Source organism: Acidimicrobiales bacterium (assembly GCA_041394185.1).
GTDB lineage: Bacteria > Actinomycetota > Acidimicrobiia > Acidimicrobiales > Poriferisodalaceae > JAAETH01.
This window is the reverse complement of the sequence record JAWKIQ010000002.1, coordinates 923,802-939,752: the sequence shown is the minus strand read 5'-3', so window position 1 is coordinate 939,752 and position 15,951 is coordinate 923,802. Positions and strand designations below refer to the sequence as shown.

General features: G+C 64.8%; 18 protein-coding genes and 1 tRNA gene. 2 read left to right on the top strand and 17 right to left on the bottom strand.

Features of this window, described 5'->3' with window-relative positions; all coding sequences use genetic code 11:
• Positions 1-5: 5 nt before the first annotated feature.
• From R2770_12010 to lgt, 12 genes are all read right to left on the bottom strand, one after another.
• Positions 6-791, bottom strand: coding sequence for a motility protein A (locus R2770_12010; protein MEZ5281184.1), 786 nt, complete (start codon positions 789-791; stop codon positions 6-8).
• Between the two features lie 6 nt (positions 792-797).
• Positions 798-1,043 (bottom strand): flagellar FlbD family protein, encoded by a 246-nt coding sequence (locus tag R2770_12005; GenBank protein ID MEZ5281183.1) that lies wholly within the window; start codon positions 1,041-1,043, stop codon positions 798-800.
• A gap of 133 nt (positions 1,044-1,176) precedes the next feature.
• Positions 1,177-2,406, bottom strand: a complete 1,230-nt coding sequence (locus R2770_12000) for a flagellar hook protein FlgE (GenBank protein MEZ5281182.1) — start codon at positions 2,404-2,406, stop codon at positions 1,177-1,179.
• A gap of 72 nt (positions 2,407-2,478) precedes the next feature.
• Positions 2,479-2,880, bottom strand: coding sequence for a flagellar hook capping FlgD N-terminal domain-containing protein (locus R2770_11995; protein MEZ5281181.1), 402 nt, complete (start codon positions 2,878-2,880; stop codon positions 2,479-2,481).
• Between the two features lie 11 nt (positions 2,881-2,891).
• Positions 2,892-4,448 (bottom strand): hypothetical protein, encoded by a 1,557-nt coding sequence (locus tag R2770_11990; GenBank protein MEZ5281180.1) that lies wholly within the window; start codon positions 4,446-4,448, stop codon positions 2,892-2,894.
• Positions 4,445-5,128, bottom strand: coding sequence for a lytic transglycosylase domain-containing protein (locus R2770_11985; GenBank protein ID MEZ5281179.1), 684 nt, complete (start codon positions 5,126-5,128; stop codon positions 4,445-4,447). Before R2770_11985 ends, R2770_11990 begins: the two co-directional genes overlap by 4 nt.
• A complete protein-coding gene (locus tag R2770_11980) occupies positions 5,121-5,558 on the bottom strand; it encodes a flagellar FliJ family protein (GenBank protein MEZ5281178.1) in 438 nt (145 codons plus the stop codon). Before R2770_11980 ends, R2770_11985 begins: the two co-directional genes overlap by 8 nt.
• On the bottom strand, positions 5,555-6,907 hold the full coding sequence (locus tag R2770_11975; GenBank protein ID MEZ5281177.1) for a FliI/YscN family ATPase: 1,353 nt from the start codon (positions 6,905-6,907) through the stop codon (positions 5,555-5,557). The genes R2770_11980 and R2770_11975 overlap by 4 nt, the downstream gene beginning before the upstream one ends.
• On the bottom strand, positions 6,907-7,194 hold the full coding sequence (fliE, locus tag R2770_11970; protein ID MEZ5281176.1) for a flagellar hook-basal body complex protein FliE: 288 nt from the start codon (positions 7,192-7,194) through the stop codon (positions 6,907-6,909). The genes R2770_11975 and fliE overlap by 1 nt, the downstream gene beginning before the upstream one ends.
• A complete protein-coding gene (locus tag R2770_11965; protein ID MEZ5281175.1) occupies positions 7,194-7,592 on the bottom strand; it encodes a flagellar basal body rod C-terminal domain-containing protein in 399 nt (132 codons plus the stop codon). Before R2770_11965 ends, fliE begins: the two co-directional genes overlap by 1 nt.
• On the bottom strand, positions 7,589-7,969 hold the full coding sequence (locus R2770_11960; protein MEZ5281174.1) for a hypothetical protein: 381 nt from the start codon (positions 7,967-7,969) through the stop codon (positions 7,589-7,591). The genes R2770_11965 and R2770_11960 overlap by 4 nt, the downstream gene beginning before the upstream one ends.
• 165 nt (positions 7,970-8,134) lie before the next feature.
• Positions 8,135-8,881, bottom strand: a complete 747-nt coding sequence (gene lgt, locus R2770_11955; GenBank protein ID MEZ5281173.1) for a prolipoprotein diacylglyceryl transferase — start codon at positions 8,879-8,881, stop codon at positions 8,135-8,137.
• A gap of 187 nt (positions 8,882-9,068) precedes the next feature.
• On the opposite strand from lgt, the gene R2770_11950 reads away from it, so the two are divergent.
• The gene (locus tag R2770_11950) at positions 9,069-11,408 is read left to right on the top strand and encodes an HAD-IC family P-type ATPase (GenBank protein MEZ5281172.1); all 2,340 of its coding nucleotides are present in this window, start codon (positions 9,069-9,071) and stop codon (positions 11,406-11,408) included.
• Between the two features lie 4 nt (positions 11,409-11,412).
• A complete protein-coding gene (locus R2770_11945; GenBank protein MEZ5281171.1) occupies positions 11,413-12,141 on the top strand; it encodes a maleylpyruvate isomerase family mycothiol-dependent enzyme in 729 nt (242 codons plus the stop codon).
• On the opposite strand, the gene R2770_11940 is transcribed toward R2770_11945, so the two are convergent.
• The 5 genes from R2770_11940 to R2770_11920 form a co-directional block, all read right to left on the bottom strand.
• Positions 12,131-12,994 (bottom strand): FliA/WhiG family RNA polymerase sigma factor, encoded by an 864-nt coding sequence (locus tag R2770_11940; GenBank protein MEZ5281170.1) that lies wholly within the window; start codon positions 12,992-12,994, stop codon positions 12,131-12,133. The two genes, R2770_11945 and R2770_11940, sit on opposite strands and share 11 nt — an antisense overlap.
• A 120-nt stretch (positions 12,995-13,114) precedes the next feature.
• A complete protein-coding gene (locus R2770_11935) occupies positions 13,115-14,086 on the bottom strand; it encodes an NAD(P)-binding domain-containing protein (GenBank protein ID MEZ5281169.1) in 972 nt (323 codons plus the stop codon).
• Between the two features lie 202 nt (positions 14,087-14,288).
• Positions 14,289-14,362: transfer RNA gene (locus R2770_11930), tRNA-Ile, on the bottom strand.
• 88 nt (positions 14,363-14,450) lie between these two features.
• Positions 14,451-15,293, bottom strand: a complete 843-nt coding sequence (locus tag R2770_11925) for a DUF3566 domain-containing protein (GenBank protein ID MEZ5281168.1) — start codon at positions 15,291-15,293, stop codon at positions 14,451-14,453.
• A complete protein-coding gene (locus R2770_11920) occupies positions 15,290-15,910 on the bottom strand; it encodes a M15 family metallopeptidase (GenBank protein ID MEZ5281167.1) in 621 nt (206 codons plus the stop codon). The genes R2770_11925 and R2770_11920 overlap by 4 nt, the downstream gene beginning before the upstream one ends.
• Between the last annotated feature and the right edge of the window lie 41 nt (positions 15,911-15,951).

The following is a 15,951-nucleotide window of genomic DNA, read 5'->3' as shown; positions in this document are numbered from 1 at the left end:
CCCCCTTAGGCCGACTTCTCGAGGCGGGCCTTCGAGCCGATGCGCAGCTCTGGCTGCAGGTAGGCCTCGAGCCGCTCGACCAGGTGTCGTGGAGTGGCTCCCTCGCGGATCGCCAGGATTCCCTCGACGGTCAGCTCCTTTGATGCCAGCTCCAGTTCGTTCAGCACCGACAGCTTCTGGGCCACAGGACCGAAGATGACGTTGGCGAAGAACACGCCGTAGAGGGTCGTCAACAGGGCCAAGGCCATGCCGGTACCCAGAGCCGACGGGTCCGACAGGTTGCCGAGAATGTTGATGAGGCCGATGACGGTGCCGATCATGCCCAGGGTCGGGCAGTACTCGACGATCTTCTTGAACAGACCGATCATCGACTCGTGCCTGGCTTCCATGGCGATGATCTCGGCCTCCATCACCTGGCGGACCTCCTCGCCTTCGAGGCCGTCCACTACCATCTGCAGGCCCGACCGCAAGAACTGGTTCTCCAGATCGTCGAGGCCTTCTTCGAGGGCGAGGATTCCCTCGCGCCTGGCAGCCTCGGCATAGTTCATCAACTGGGTCACCAGATCGTCTGGATTGTCAGGCGATCCCGTGAAGGCCACGATGAAACCCTTGGGCAAACGCTTTGCGTCGTCCATTCGATAGCCGGACAGCGCAGCACCGAGGGCGCCGAACAACACCAGCACGAACGAGGACGGGCCTATCAGGGGGCCGAACGAGTTGCCGTCCATGATCGTCGAGACGATGATGGCGACGAATACGAGGCCCAGCCCGATTAGCGTGAGTGGATCCATCAGGAATCACTCCTCGTCTGATCGCAGCAGGCTCAACGCCGGCGCCGATTCCTGCCTCAGCTGATCCGTCACAGCGATTACCGAAGCCCTGAACATCTTGGAACGCTCGACGATCTCGTGCGGGGCCTCGGCAACAACCATCTTGCGGCCATCGGCCAGCGTGATGACGGTGTCGGGCGTGGCCTCGATGAACTCGATCAGATCGGCGTTGATGTACATGGGCTCACCCTTAAGCCGATGCACGAGAATCATCTGTCACCTCCGTGTTGACGAGGACCATCCATGTCCCAGGGGTTCGTCGACTCCCAGGACCCGGGCATAAGTGGTTAGGTCCGAACACAATCACTGATACGACCACTAAGAGTGCTAACTCAACCGGCTTCTACTACCGCTTGATGTTCACGAGATCAGACAACAGCTCGTCAGTAGTCGTGATCACACGAGAGTTCGCCTGGAAGCCGCGCTGGGCGATGATGAGGTTGGTGAACTCGCGCGACAGGTCGACGTTCGACATCTCGAGCGTGCCGCTCGACATGAGCCCGCGATTGCCGGTGCCTGGCATGCCCACCAGAGGCTCACCCGAGTTGACCGACACCTGATATGTCGAGTCGGTGGCCCTCAACAAGCCGGCAGGGTTCGAGAACGAGGCGGTGGCAATCTGGCCCAGGGTCTTGCTCTCGCCGTTCGAGAACTGGCCGTCGATGACGCCGGTGTCCGAAATCGAGAATCCCGTCAGGTGACCGATGGCCTGGCCGTCCTTGTTCTTGGCCTCCATAGTCGACTCGCCACCGAACTGAACGAGAGGAAGGCTCGAGCCCAGTTCGATGTCGAAGGTCAACGCCGCAGCGCCGGGAGGGGTATAGCCGGACAGGGCCAACGTTGGGGCGCTGGTGAGCTGGCCGGAGGTGTCGAACTGCACGACGGCGGGGGCGAGCGTTGCCGCGTTGCCGTCGATGGTGCCTGCGACGCTCCAATCGTTCAGCGCCGTCTTGGTGAAGGTGAGCATCAGCTCGTGGGCCACGCCCAGCGAGTCGAAGATCTCGATCGAAGTTGTCGCCACCCCACCGATGGCGGTATCCGACGAAAGGCTGCCGCCCACCGAAACCTCGCTGGTCGGAATCGGGTCGATCACCTGACCCAGCGGAACCTGCAGGTTCTGCACCGGTCCATTCGTGTCGATAGCTCCACTGGCGTCTGCCTGCCAGCCCTGCACGAAGGCTCCGGCACCGGTGGCCAGCATGCCCAACTCGTCGAATGTGAAAGAACCGAGCCTGGTATAGGCGCGGCCTCCGGCACCGTCATCGACGATGAAGAACCCGTCGCCCTGGATGGCGAGGTCGGTGTTGCGGCCGGTCGCCTGGCTGGCGCCCTGTGTGAACACACCTTCGATCTGGGCCACCTTGACACCCAGACCGATCTGGGCCGGGTTGATTCCGGCGCGGTCGGCCGATGTGCCCGAAGCGCCTCTCAGTACCTGAGAGATCGACTCCGCAAAGGTCACGGTGCTGGCTTTGAAGCCGGCCGTGTTGACGTTCGCGATGTTGTTGCCGACAACGTCCATGACCGTCTGATGGCTCCGAAGGCCGCTGACTCCGGCAAACATTGATCGCAGCATTTTGTCGTTCCTTCTGTGGTGGGGTTTGGGTTCTTGGTTTGAGTGGGTGACTGGCTGGTGGATGATCGAGGGCTAGGCGTCGGCCCGCACTTCGAGGACTTCGTCGATGGACACCTCGTAGCCGTCGACGCTGAGAATCGGCCCGCTTGGTGACGCCCTCACAGCGGACACCACGCCGGTTATCTCGCCGGCAGCCGGGTGGTCGGCCACGACGGTTCGCCCGATCATGGCCGAGGCGGTACTGAACTGGCCGATGCCGACGATGTGCGACTGGAGGCTCGCAAGTTGTTGCACAGCCTCGACGTTGGCCAACTGGCTGGTCTGCTGCAGCAGCGCCGAACCATCCATGGGTTCCATTGGGTTCTGATGCCTGAGCTGGGCAACCAGCAGCTCCATGAACAGGTCTGTGCTCATGGAGCCGAGACCGGTTGATCCTTCGGCCGATTTGAGACTGGGCGTTATCGAGCTGATCATGTTGTGCTCCTCTAGAGCCTTCCGTCGAACGAGCCCGGGCCCGTCGACTGCGCAACCAACGAGCTGATCGACGCAGATCTGTTCATGAAACGGGCCGAGTTGTCGGGCCCGGCGGCGCGCACGCCAGCCGTTGCCCCCGCGGCGACTGCCGCGCTTTCGAACCCGGCGCTGTTGTTCTGGCGCCGTTTGTCGAGCATGTCCGACAGGTCGCGCTGCCACCGGTTGGCATCGGCCGTGCCGGCGCCGGCATCGTCGACCGTCACGCTGACCCCGCCAGGCTCCGACACGACCCGAATCTTGATGCCGTGCTGCTCCTCGAGATCCAGCGTCACGGCGCGGGGTGGCGGCAACGACGCTGCTCTGTCCACCGCGTCGAGCACACGCTCGACCAACATGGCCGCGCTGCGGGAGATCCCCGAGCTGGCCAGTTCGAACCCAGAGCGCAGTATGTGGGCAGGGCTCTGCGGGGGCCTGGATGCAGCTGCAAAGTCGGCAGCCAACTCGGCGGCCTGATCCATCGCGGCCTGCGAGGTGACCGGTGCCGCATCGAGTTGGGCGGTCTCGGTCGAACCGTCTCCCGAGGCGAGTTCGTCGGCGGCGGTGTCGCCCGCCATCTCGTTGGAAACTGCTTCGGTGGCGACCGCTTCGTCGGGAACTGCTTCGTCGGAGACTGCTTCGTCGGAGACTGGGGTGCGGAGTTCGTCGGTCGAGTTGATCGCCGACCCGGCGGCAGTGGTTACGGCCTCCGCGGCACCTACCCCAGGCGTTGCATCTGCTGCAGAGCTCTGGTCGGTTGCGACCGGCGGATCGGAGGGTCCCGATTCGAGAAGCTGGCCAGCCGCAATTGCCGTCGTCGAAGCAGCTTGCTGAGCCTCGGATCGAGCTGCAGCCGCATCGCCGGCCGCGAGGTCGTTGTTGTCCTCGCCGTCGGCTGACGAAACCCCGCCGACCGCAGCAGCGGGCTCGTCCGAAGCATCGCTACCCTTCGCGGCCTTGCGCGCCTCGGCCAGGGCCCTGTGGACCAGCGCCATGGTCGGGTTGGCTGGGTCTGGGTCGATCGGTTCACCAATCGATTTCGCTTCGACAGACGCGAGCTCGTCGAGGCCAACGTCGGAGGCCCCAACCTCGACGGGTCCAGCGTTGTCGACCCCAACCGCGGACCCACTCGTGGGCACGTCAGTGTCGAGGGGTTCGGCGCCAGCCGCAGACGAAGCTGTGGCGGTCGGCTCGTCCGCAGCATCCACGTCCTGAGCGGCGGGGGTGTCCTGGCGCGACCACATCGAGGCCGCCACTTCGCCCGCCTCGGCGGCGTCTGGGTCGGCTTTCGCCTCGTTGTCATCTCGGCCGTCACTGCTCGGGGTTCGCTCACCCGAGCGCTGCGCCTCGTGTGCGTGCGGGCGATCGACCGGTCGATCCTGGTCGCGCGACGGGTCGACGTTGGTGTGGTGAGACCAATAGGGCACGTCGCCCATGAGGTCACCGAACGATTCGGCGACGCGCGAGCGCGAAGATGCGCCAAGGCCGGGCCGAGGCAACGTTGCCAACGCAGGGGAAATGGCCGATGTCATGCTTCTCCTGTCGCCGGTTGCCCGGGCTGGGTGCTGTCGGCGATCGCTCCGTCGGCCCGACCCTTGAGGGTCTCGAACCGAGACGAGACGATGCGCACGTAGGCCTGTGTTTCGGCGATGTTGGGGATGCCACCCGAACGCTCGACCCTGCCCGGCCCGGCGTTGTAGGCCGCCAGGGCCAGATCGACAGAACCGAACCGATCGAGTTGTTGGCGCAGATACCTGGCAGCTCCGTCGAGGTTGGCCACCGGATCGTTGGGATCGACACCCAGGCCGGCCGCGGTTCCCGGCATCAGCTGACCCAGGCCGATCGCACCCGCGGGGGATACGGCATCGGGCCTGAAGGCCGACTCGGTCCACACCAGGGCAGTCAGCAGGTTTGGGTCGAGCCCGTAGCGTGCGGCTGCGGATTCGATGTGGGAGATCCACTGACCGGCTCGCTCTGGCAGCGCCCCGACCGCCCCACTAGACAGTGTCGAACCGCCGACGATGCCAGGAATGGATCCGGCGTTGGGAGCCCAGGCAGGAGCCAGCGCGGTCGGCTCGAGTTGATCGGGAAGGTTCAGCTCTGGGCCCATCGGCTGCGCGGTGGCCAGCAGGTCGGCAAACCGAACCAGCCCGGTCATCCGCGAGATGGTCGGCAGTGCTGCCTGCGACGAGATGCGGGAGATCTCAGTCATCCATCCAGCTCCTGTCCTTCATGGCTTCCCTCATGATCACGAGCTCGTCCAAAGCGGCTTGGGACGCACGGGCCGCCACCGCAGCGGACGCGAGCCGCCTGCGCTCTGCCAGGTTCTCGACCGCCTTGCGACGGCTGGTGGCGTGGCGCACCGCCTCCATCGCCTCGGCGACTTCGGCGTTGGTGTGGCGAAGCTCTTCGGCCGCCAGCTCGAACTCTTCAGCGCTGCGGATGCCCTGGATGCGCAGGGCCATCAGCTTCACGACGTCGAGGTGGTCGTCAGCTTCGAGAGCAGGCTTGCGCAGCTCTTCGATCTTCTCGTGGGCGCGCTGGTAGCGCAGCTGGGCGTCGGCCAACTGTCGCTGGGCGCTGCGTTCGCGGAGCCGCCGAATGCGGGCCACGACATCGAGGCGAGATTCCCGGCCGCTCATCGGACCCTCTCGACGATCGCCTTGGCCCGTTCACGCGACTCATCGGCGTGTACCAGATCATCGGGGGCCTGACCGAGCAAAGCCCTGATGTCGGCCTCGATCAGCAGGCCCTGGTCGGCGGTGGGGTTCGAACCGGGTGCGTACGCGCCCACTTCGACGAGGTCGCGCACCTCTTCGACCGCCGCCATCATGGCCCGCAGAGATGTGGCCGCAGCGGCGTCTTCGGGTTCGCTGATGGCCGAAGCCAGGCGACTGATCGATGCCAAAGGATCGACCGCGGGGTAGCGACCCTGGTGGGCCAGACGTCGATCCAGCACGATGTGGCCGTCCAGAATCGACCGGGCGCTGTCGGCGATGGGGTCGTTCATGTCGTCGCCGTCGACCAGCACTGTGAACAGGCCGGTGATCGAGCCCCGCTCGCGCGGGCCGGTTCGCTCCAGCAAGGCGGGCAGCAGTGCGAACACCGAAGGGGTGTAGCCACGCGCGGTCGGTGGCTCACCTGCGGCCAGACCCAATTCGCGCTCGGCCATGGCCAGCCGGGTCAGAGAGTCGAAGAACAATGTCACGTCCGAACCGGCATCGGCGAAGTACTCGGCCAGTCGCACAGCCAGCTCGCCGGCGCGTCGACGCATGATGGCAGGCTCGTCGGAGGTCGCGACCACGACAACACTGCGCGCCATACCCTCTGGGCCCAGCTCGTCTTCGATCATCTCGCGGACCTCTCGGCCGCGCTCGCCGATCAGGGCGACGACGTTCAGATCCGAGTCGACACCGCGGGCCATCATGCCCAGCAAGGTCGACTTGCCCACACCTGAGCCACCGAACAGGCCCATGCGCTGGCCCTTGGCCAGCGGAGTCATCACATCGATCACACGAACACCGGTCGACAGCGGCTTGTCGATTCGCGTACGGCGCAGCGGGTTGGGCCGTTCGTTGCGAAGCTCGACCCGCTCGCCGACCAGCGGGCCCTTGTCGTCGAGCGGCCGGCCAAGCGCGTCGATGACCCGACCCAACAGGGCAGCACTGGCCCGCACGGGTGGATCGTCGATGAGGCGCACCTGGTCGCCCTGGCCCAAGCCGTCGCTGACATCGAACAGGGCCGCTATCGCCCCATGGGGTGTCACCGCGATCGTTTGGGCGAGAACCTCGTGGCCCTGGCCCGATATGGCCAGCATGTCCCCATGCCTGACCTGAAGACCTCTGACCTCGACCCTGCCCTCTGTGACCCGGGCCAGGCGACCGCGCCTGTCGACGGTTTCGACGGCTGCGACACTGCGCGTCAGATCGCTCACCACCTCGATGGGGTGGCGAGAAACCGCAGTGGATTCGCGGGCGCGGTCGGTCAACATCACAGCTGCAGGCTCGCAATCTGCTGGTACGCCGAAACCGCCTGGTCTCTCACCGTCACCAGCAACTCGACCGCCAACGCGGCCTCGGTGGTGGCCACCGCCACATCGCTCAACTCGACGTCTTCGCCGGCGGCCAGCGCGGTGACCATAGAGTCTGCGGCTCGTTCCTTGTCCGACACCGACTGGAGTGCGCCCTGAAGCGCGTCTCCGAAGCCCGCACCCGCGGCCTGCGGAGAAGCCATGCGACCGACGGCTGCGCCGCCGATGCCTGAAACGGACGGAATCATCACGGCCTCCCGATACCCAGCGCCGCCTGGTACGCCTCTTCGGCGGCCCTGACGACCTGCAGGTTCAGCTGGTAGTGCCGGCTGGCGAGGATCATGTCCGACATCTGGCCGGCCACGTCGATCAGAGGTCCTTGGACCAATCCATCCTCGTCGGCCAGCGGATTGTCGGGGTCGTATCGCAGTGGGGCATCGCCGGCTACAGACACGATGTCGGCCATGTCGACGCCCTCGCGGCGCGAGTTCTCCTTGACAATCAGATACTTGGCCCTGAAGGGCTCTTCGCCGGTGCGGGTGGTCGTGTTGACGTTGGCCAGGTTGTGGCCCAGAACGTCCATCCATGTGCTCGCCATAGACGCACCCGTCGCGGCGAACTCGATCGCATCAAAGGGCCCGCTCATGCGTTGTTACCCATCGCTCGGCGCAGGATTCCGACCTTGTAGTTGAACCCGTTGATGACCGCCTGGAACAGCAGGTTGTCCTGCACCAGATTGGTCGTCTCCATCTCGAGATCGACGCTGTTGCCGCGCTCGTCGATGAAGCCATCGGCCAGGTGAACCGAATGGCTGCGCTCGGCCATTGCGTCGAAATCTCGGTCGGCGATCTTTTCCCGCAGGGACGTCTCGAAATCGACCGTGGACGCGAGGAAGTTCGGCGTGGCGCTGTTGGCCACGTTGTTGGCCCGAACCTCAGCGCGCCGGGTCAGACCGTTCAGAGCGTATGAGGTGATGTCGAGCAGACCATCGCCAAGTGCGATTCCAGCCATGTCGAATCCCATCGATTCGTCTGCTCTTGCGAGCAGACACGAACTTGTTTGCCTTTCGGCATCCGTGCCGATGTCATCGATCCATGGCAGACCGGGGTGGGCCCTCAGAGCCGACCTCGTCTGTGTGGTACAGACCCCGTCGACCGTCCGTAGGGCCGGTTTAGCTCCGACGATGGTTTAGGTCACCGATTCCGCGGAAGCCTCGGGCAGGCGGCTTCGACTGCGGTTGCCGTACCAGATCAGCCCCGCTGCGACGGAGCCGACGATGATGCTGGTCCACACATTCAGCCGAACGCCGAGAACCTTGTTGGCCGAGTCGATTCGCATCAGCTCTATCCAGAGCCGGCCGATCGTGTACAGGAACACGTAGGCGGCGAAGTGAAACCCACGCCTCAGGTTGGGCAACACTCGTGGCACCACCCAGATGACCGCCGCAACCACCGCCAGATTCCACAGGGCCTCGTACAGGAAAGTCGGGTGGAACGTCTCGAAGGCCTCGTATCCGGTCGGGCGGTGTGCGGGGTCTATCTCGAGCGCCCAGGGAACGTCGGTAGGACGCCCGAACAGCTCCTGATTGAAATAGTTGCCGAACCGGCCGATGGCCTGGGCCAAAGGAATCGCCGGCGCGGTGGCATAAAAGAGGTCTCCGAGGTCGTAGCCGCGACGCTTGGCGACCACGTAGGCACCGACGGCTCCACCAGCAACGGCCCCCCACACGCCAAGGCCGCCTTCCCAGATCTTGAAAGCATCGAGCCACTGGCCTCGAAACCGCTGGTTGTCGGTGATCACGTGATACAGCCGACCACCCACGACACCCGCCGGGACGGCCCAGGTAGCCACGGTGGCGATGTCGTCGGGGTCGTGGCCGCAGCTGGCCCACCGACGCTGAGACAACAGCACTGCGGCGATGACGCCAAGCCCGATACAAATGCCTTAGGCGCGCAGCGGAATCGGGCCGATGTCCAAAACCCCCGACGAAGGGCTCGGAATCGACGAGAGCAACGCGCTTGAGATCGACAGGGTCATCACCGCAGAAACCCTACAAAGTCGCTCGGTTCTTCCTTCGGCCGCCAGCCGCCTTTCGACCGGCACGGGCTTCTAGGATCAACTGATGTCCTCGGCCAGAACCCCCGCCTCATCGGGCCTCACTGCCCAAGAGGTCGAACAGCGCAAGCGCGAGGGGCGAGTGAACGTCGCACTCGACGGCCCCAGCCGAACCATCGCCCAGATCTACCGGGCCAACATCTTCACCACGGTCAACATGATCATGGGCACCTTGTTGGTGCTGATCCTGGTGGCGGGCAAGCCCGGCGACGCCCTGTTTGCCGGCGTCATCGTGTCGAACTCGGTCATCGGCATCGTGCAAGAGATTCGCGCCAAGCGCACACTCGACGAGCTCGCCCTGCTGAACGCGCCCGTGGCCCGGGTCGTACGCGACGGCCAGGAACTGCACGTCGCGGTAGACGAGGTGGTCGAGGACGATCTGCTCGTAGTGGGCCCGGGCGACCAAGTCGTTGTCGACGGCACGGTCATAGAGGCAGTGGGGCTCGACATGGACGAGAGCCTGCTGACCGGCGAATCCGATGCCGTCTCCAAGTCGGAGGGCGACGAGGTCCTGTCAGGAAGCTTCGTGGCCTCCGGATCGGGCCGCTTCGTGGCCACCCGAATCGGAGCCGGCAGCTACGCCAACAGCCTGGCCCAGGAAGCCAAACGGTTCACTCTGGTAAACAGCGAGCTGCGCAACGGGATCTCTCTGATCCTCAAGTGGCTCACCGTGATCATCCCACCGGTGGGCATCTTGTTGTTGTGGCGCCTGCTGGACGCCGAACCAACGTGGCAGCTGGCGCTTCAGGGCACCGTGGCGGCGGCAGTGGCGATGGTGCCGGACGGTCTGGTTTTGCTTACCAGCATCACCTTCATCGTGGGCATCCTCGCCCTTGCCAAACGACAGGCGTTGGCCAAGGAGTTGGCATCGGTCGAATTGTTGGCCCGTGTAGATGTGTTGTGCCTGGACAAGACCGGCACCATCACAACCGGCGAGATCGCCTATGGCGCGCTGGACATAGTCGAGGGCGACGAGCCCACCATCGAAAGCGCGCTGGCTTCGCTGGCGGCGGCCGACCCAAACCCCAACGCAACGCTGGCCGCCATAGCCAGGGCGCATCCCGACGCGCCGACCTGGGACGCCACTGCCGTCGTTCCGTTCAGCTCGGCCCGCAAGTGGGCTGCAACCTCGTTCGGAACCCACGGCACCTGGGTGCTCGGCGCTCCTGAGATGGTCATGACGACCTTCGACGAAGATCGTCTGGCCCAGCACACGCAAGCGGGCCGCCGGGTGGTGATGCTGGCGTCCAGCGCCCAGCCTCTCGACCCCGACGCACCCGAGCTCCCATCCGACCTGACCGCACGCGCTCTCGTCCTGCTCGAAGACGAGGTCAGGCCCGATGCGCCCGAGATCCTGAGGTTCCTCGTCGAGCAAGGAATCTCTCTTCGGGTCATATCCGGAGACCATCCCGCCACGGTCGCAGCCGTTGCGGCTCGAGCCGGAGTTCCCCAGACCGAGTCCGGTTTCGACGCCCGCGACCTGCCAGACGACGAAGACCAGCTGGCAACGATCCTGACCACGTCCGCAGTATTTGGTCGCGTAACCCCTCACCAGAAGCGAGCCATGGTCAAGGCGCTGCAAAGTCAGGGACACGTGGTTGCCATGACCGGCGACGGCGTCAACGACGTATTGGCCCTGAAAGACGCCGACATGGGCATCGCCATGGGCTCGGGCTCGGCAGCCAGTCGGTCGGTCGCCCAGTTGACCCTGCTGGACAATCGGTTCTCTACGCTGCCGCTGGTGTTGTCCGAGGGCCGCAAGGTGATCAACAACATCGAGCGGGTTGCGACCCTGTTCGTAGCCAAGGCCGCGTACGCGGTCTTGCTGGCGCTGGGCTCGGGCCTGTTCGGTTCACCGTTTCCGTTCCTGCCGCGTCATCTGACCCTGATAGGCACGTTCTCGATCGGTGTGCCCGGTTTCTTTCTGGCGTTGGCTCCCAACGACACCCGCGCCCGATCCGGGTTCATCAAGCGCATCGTCTCGGTTGCTGTTCCGACCGGTGCCGTGGCCGCAGTGGCAACTTTCACTGCATACGAAATCGTGCGGCGCAGCGACGCGACACTGACCGAGGCCCGTACCGCCGCCACCGTGGTGTTGCTGTCGGTGGGTCTAGCGATTCTGGCCGCGGCAGCCAGGCCCATCAACAAGCGTCGCGCCCTGCTGGTCTCGTCGATGGCCGCCGCCTACACCCTCATCAGTGCGATCGGGCCGCTCAACACGTTCTTCGAACTCGACGCCCCGCCCGCCATCCATTGGCTGACGATGCTCGTTGCATCGAGCGTCGGAGCTGTGTTGGTCTTGTTGATAGCCCACCGTGTAGACCCGCGTCCGTTCCGAACAAGGTGATCCCATGACCGTCGACTATCCAACGATCATCGAATCCGAGACCGCAAGGCTGGTCGATCTGGCACAGACAGCTCCGCTCGACGCCAACGTTGCGACCTGCGGTAGCTGGTCTCTTTCGGACCTTATCTCGCACACCTCGCGCGTTCATCGCATGGCGGCTGCGGCTCTTCGAGGCGACGAACTAGTCAACGGATCTCCCCAGACCCACAGCTTCGACCCCGCTTCGCAAAGCCTCGCCGACTACGTCCGCTCTGGTCTCGACGAACTTCGCAGCGCAATCGCCCAAACCGACCCCCAAGCCCAGACCTGGACCTTCGCAGGGCCGCGGCCGGCTCGCTTTTGGCCCAGACGCATGGCGGCCGAAACAGCCGTGCACCGCTGGGATGCCGAGAACGCCATCGGTGTGGCCGCCGGCTTCGATCCCCAGCACGCCGTCGACATGATCGACGAGTTCTTCGATGTGTATGTTCCCCGCAAGCCGCCCGAAGCCTTCGCCGACGAGCGCGGTCGCACGCTTCACCTTCACGCCAACGACGCCGACGGCGAATGGGTCATCACGCGTCACCCCGACCACATCGACATCGAGAAGGCACACGCGAAAAGCACCACCGCTGTTCGCGGTGGTGCTTCATCACTGGTTCTATTCGTCTGGAACAGGCCCATTCAGCCCGACATCGAGATATTCGGTGACACCGAACAACTCGACGACTGGGCCAGGGCCTTCAGCTTCTGACGTCGACTTCTAGCGTCTCGTGGCTCGGAAGATCGACCACTCGATCCTTCCAACTGCTGGCCTCGCTGATCGCAGTCGCGTATTTGGCCTTTCGGCGTGCAACCCGACCCTTGACCTCGTCGGGTGACTGCACCGTCCCGTCGTACTGGGCCTCGATGCCTTCACGCAACATGATCAAGGCCTCGGATCTCAACTGACTGATCCGGCTCTCGGTCACGCCCAGATAGCGAGCCAACTCGAGCGACGTCGCACCTTCCAGGAAGTATCCGACGATCACCGCCCTGTGACGCTCTGGCAGCAACTTCACCGCATCGCGCAGATACCCGCGCATCTCTCTCAGCTCGACATCTGCATCTGGCTCCAGGGTCACCGAGTCGGCCAACACGTCGACGAGAGTCAACTCTTCGTCGTCGTCCGGAGCGACATAGTGGTCCAACGCCAGAACAACAGACCGATGAACACGGTCCTGTAGCCGATCGAGCCTCTCTCGATCCATGTCCAGCTCTTCGGCCAACTCATCTGCGTTGGGTAGTCGACCCAACCTGTTGGCCATTCGCTGTTCAGCAAGTTCCAGCTTTCGGGCCAGATTTCGTACCGAACGAGGCGCCCAGTCGGCTGCACGCACCGAATCGAGGATGGCTCCTCTGATTCGCTGAGCTGCAAACCGCTCGAAGGGCACACCCCGGGACGCGTCGTAGCGTTGAGCCGCCTCGACCAGTCCCAGTGCGCCCGCACGAGCGAGCTCTTCGCGTTCTACATGCCGGGGAAAGTGCACCGCCACTTGAAACACAACGTGCTTCACAAGTTGCAGGTTCGCCTCTATCCGGGCCACGACATCCTTGTCCTCGCCCATTCAGCAACAGCTCCCTCTGTTTCTGTATGTCACGGGCCGAACAGGCCCGCACGACACCATCGGCACGCGCGGGTGTTGTCTTTACCTTTTGTGTTGATACAGAGGGAGATAAATCGCGGGTCAGGCGAGCCCGCTGAACGTGGCGGCGCGAACCCCGCGGCGATACAGCTCGTCGAGCCAAACCTTGGGCTCGTCGACCGAGGCCAAGCCGCGGGCCCCGGGACGGCCCCAGGTGCCTGCGACGACATGGTCGACGGCCACTGCAGCCACGATTGCAGCAGCAACAGAAGGATGGTCGACCGCGCCCAACACCTCGACGGCGTACTGGTCGTCTCTGCGGCCACGAAGCTCGACACGAATGGCGCCAGGGCCACCATCGGGGTGCGGCCTTCGCATCATCGGCAGCAGTGCGGTCAGGCGATCTCGGCGAGTTGCAGACATACGCCCGGTAACCCGTGACACTCCGGAGAACTCGGGTGCGATCAACAGAGCATCGGGCAGGGCGGCCCGATAGCAGTCGCGCCCGCCGATCGGCTCGGGGAAGAACACCAACTCGCGGCCGCTGCGGCCCCGCCTGTCGACGAATACTCCGTCGCGCCAGTCGACCGCATCACCGCTGAGCGCCTTGTGATGCTGCCGGGCACAGGCTGGTCCGCCGGTTCCGGCCTTGGCGACGTGGATCTCGTCGACATGGTCGAACCCCGACGCCGCATACTTGGCAAGCAGGTCCGAGAAGCCAGGAGCCATTCCGGCCCCGACCACCACGTGGCGGCCCAGTTCGCGCGCCTCGGCGTCTAGTCCCCGCAAACCTCGGGCGTCGCCAACCGAATCACAAACCGACACCACGTCGGCCCCGAAGTCGAGGGCCCGCCTGGCCACCTGAAGATGGTCTCCGGGAGCCGATGCGATCACTACGAGGTCGGCATCATCGGGCGAGCCTGGCGTTACCGGCTCGCCGATCGCGTCAGCCACCTCGGAGGCGCGGCCTGCTCGGGTATCTGAGATCAAGATCTGGTCGATGGCGTCGTTGGACGACAACTGCCGGGCGATGCGGGTGCCGACGTTGCCGACGCCGATGATGGCTACCTGCACGCCTTCAGTCCGAATCCGAGGGCTTGAGCTCGCGCCAAGCGCCCTGACGAGGAGGCACGCCGCCACTTCCGCGAAGGCGCAGGATCGCTGCCACGATAGATCCGACACCCATCGCGAGCAGCGCTCTGCGAACGAGTCTGATCACCGTTACCACTCCTGTCGGCGAATCCGGCTGCGGCAGGACTCGCGATTCTGCGGAACGTGGGGCTAGCTGGAATCGAACCAGCGACCTCACCCTTATCAGGGGTGCGCTCTAACCGACTGAGCTATAGCCCCGCAGAAGCGAAGATGGTACTCGCCGCACCGGACGAGTGAAACCCCGAATCCGCGTCTTTTGGAGCCGAGCGGCACCCGGGCGCAAGCGTCAACGACGAGCGGGACGCCCCAGATCTTCCTCGAGAATCGTCACCCGCACTCCGCCGGTGAGGTCGCTTATGAGGTTGAACAGGATCGTCAGGACCACGCTGAGCGCAGCGCCGGCGGCCACCATGACGACACCGATTATGGATGCAGCACGAAACAGTGTGTCGCCCTCGATGACGAAGGTCTCGAACACGCCCACGTCCTCGACGAAGGACTGGAACCGTTCGATGATGCCCGAGTCGACCGCGGCGTTCCAAAGCAATACGCCGGCGGCCATCGCCGCCACATAGACGCACGCAAACAAGATCAGCGAGACCTTGAACACCGACCAGGGATCGATGTGACGAATGGTTCGCCGGACCCGACGCACCCGCATCCGACGGCGCCGCCACCAGGCCAAGGGACTCGATTCGTTGGTAGGCGCCGGGCTGACACCCACGATGGGCCGTTGGGTCGGAGCGGCAACCTGGGGTGAACGAGCCGGCGCTTGTGCGGGAGTGGGGCCCGTGTGTTGAGGAGTGATCGTCGGTATCGGACCGGTGGCCTCGTCGACGCGCGCCGAGCTGGCGCCGACCTGGGTGGCAGCGGTGGCAGAAACACCGGCGTCAAAAGCCGCTCCGCTGCCGATCGCCGCGGCCGCGGCGTCAGCGGTTTCGGCAGTGACCAGCGGACGTCCGGTGGTGTCGGGCCGAGGCTTTCGGCGCAGCGACCACTTCGAGCCGCCATCACCGTCGGGCGTCGATAATCCGATGGCCGCGGCGAACTTCGCGTCGTCGCCACCGGGGGAGTTAGAGGCGCCACCGTGAGCCGCCTGAGTGGCGGTGTGGGCGCTATCTGTGTTCACCGGGGATTCGGGCACACGATGAAGTGTACGGGATCATCCACTGGGAGTGGGTGGCACAAGCCCGAGGCGCTCGCGACCGCAGCAAGAGTGGGTACAAACGACAACGGCACATCGATGGCCAGGCCAAGCTCGTGGCGACTGGTACCTGGCCGCGCGACCGGGTAGGGATTGGTGTCGCGGTTGTCCCAAAGCCGCTGCTGGTCGGCCGGGCTTCGATAGCCCGACACGATCGGAACCGGCGAGCCGATCAGCTCCTCGGCCCGGGACAGAGCGGCCAGCATCGCTGGGGACAACCCCGAACGCGCACCATCTCCATAGGACACGCGCCTGGCCGTGGCCCTTGCAACCTGTCCCTGAACCACCACAGAAGCCGTGTGATCTGTGCCGCCCACCGCCAACGACCCAAGCGTCGCAGCGTTGGTGCGGGCCAAGGCGGAAGCGCCAGATTGCCCATCGAGCGCAGCCGCCAAAGCGGCAGCGTCGGCCGCAGTGCGCGCCTGGGCAGCGTCGAGCGCTTGCCGGCCCAAAGTGGCCATTGCCGCCAACACAATCGAGGCCGCACCCAGCACGATCATGATCGTCAAAGGCGCCGAGCCCGTTTCGGGCCGCGTGTACATGAGCTCCCCCTAACAGGAGTTGTGACTTTCTGTTACGGGGG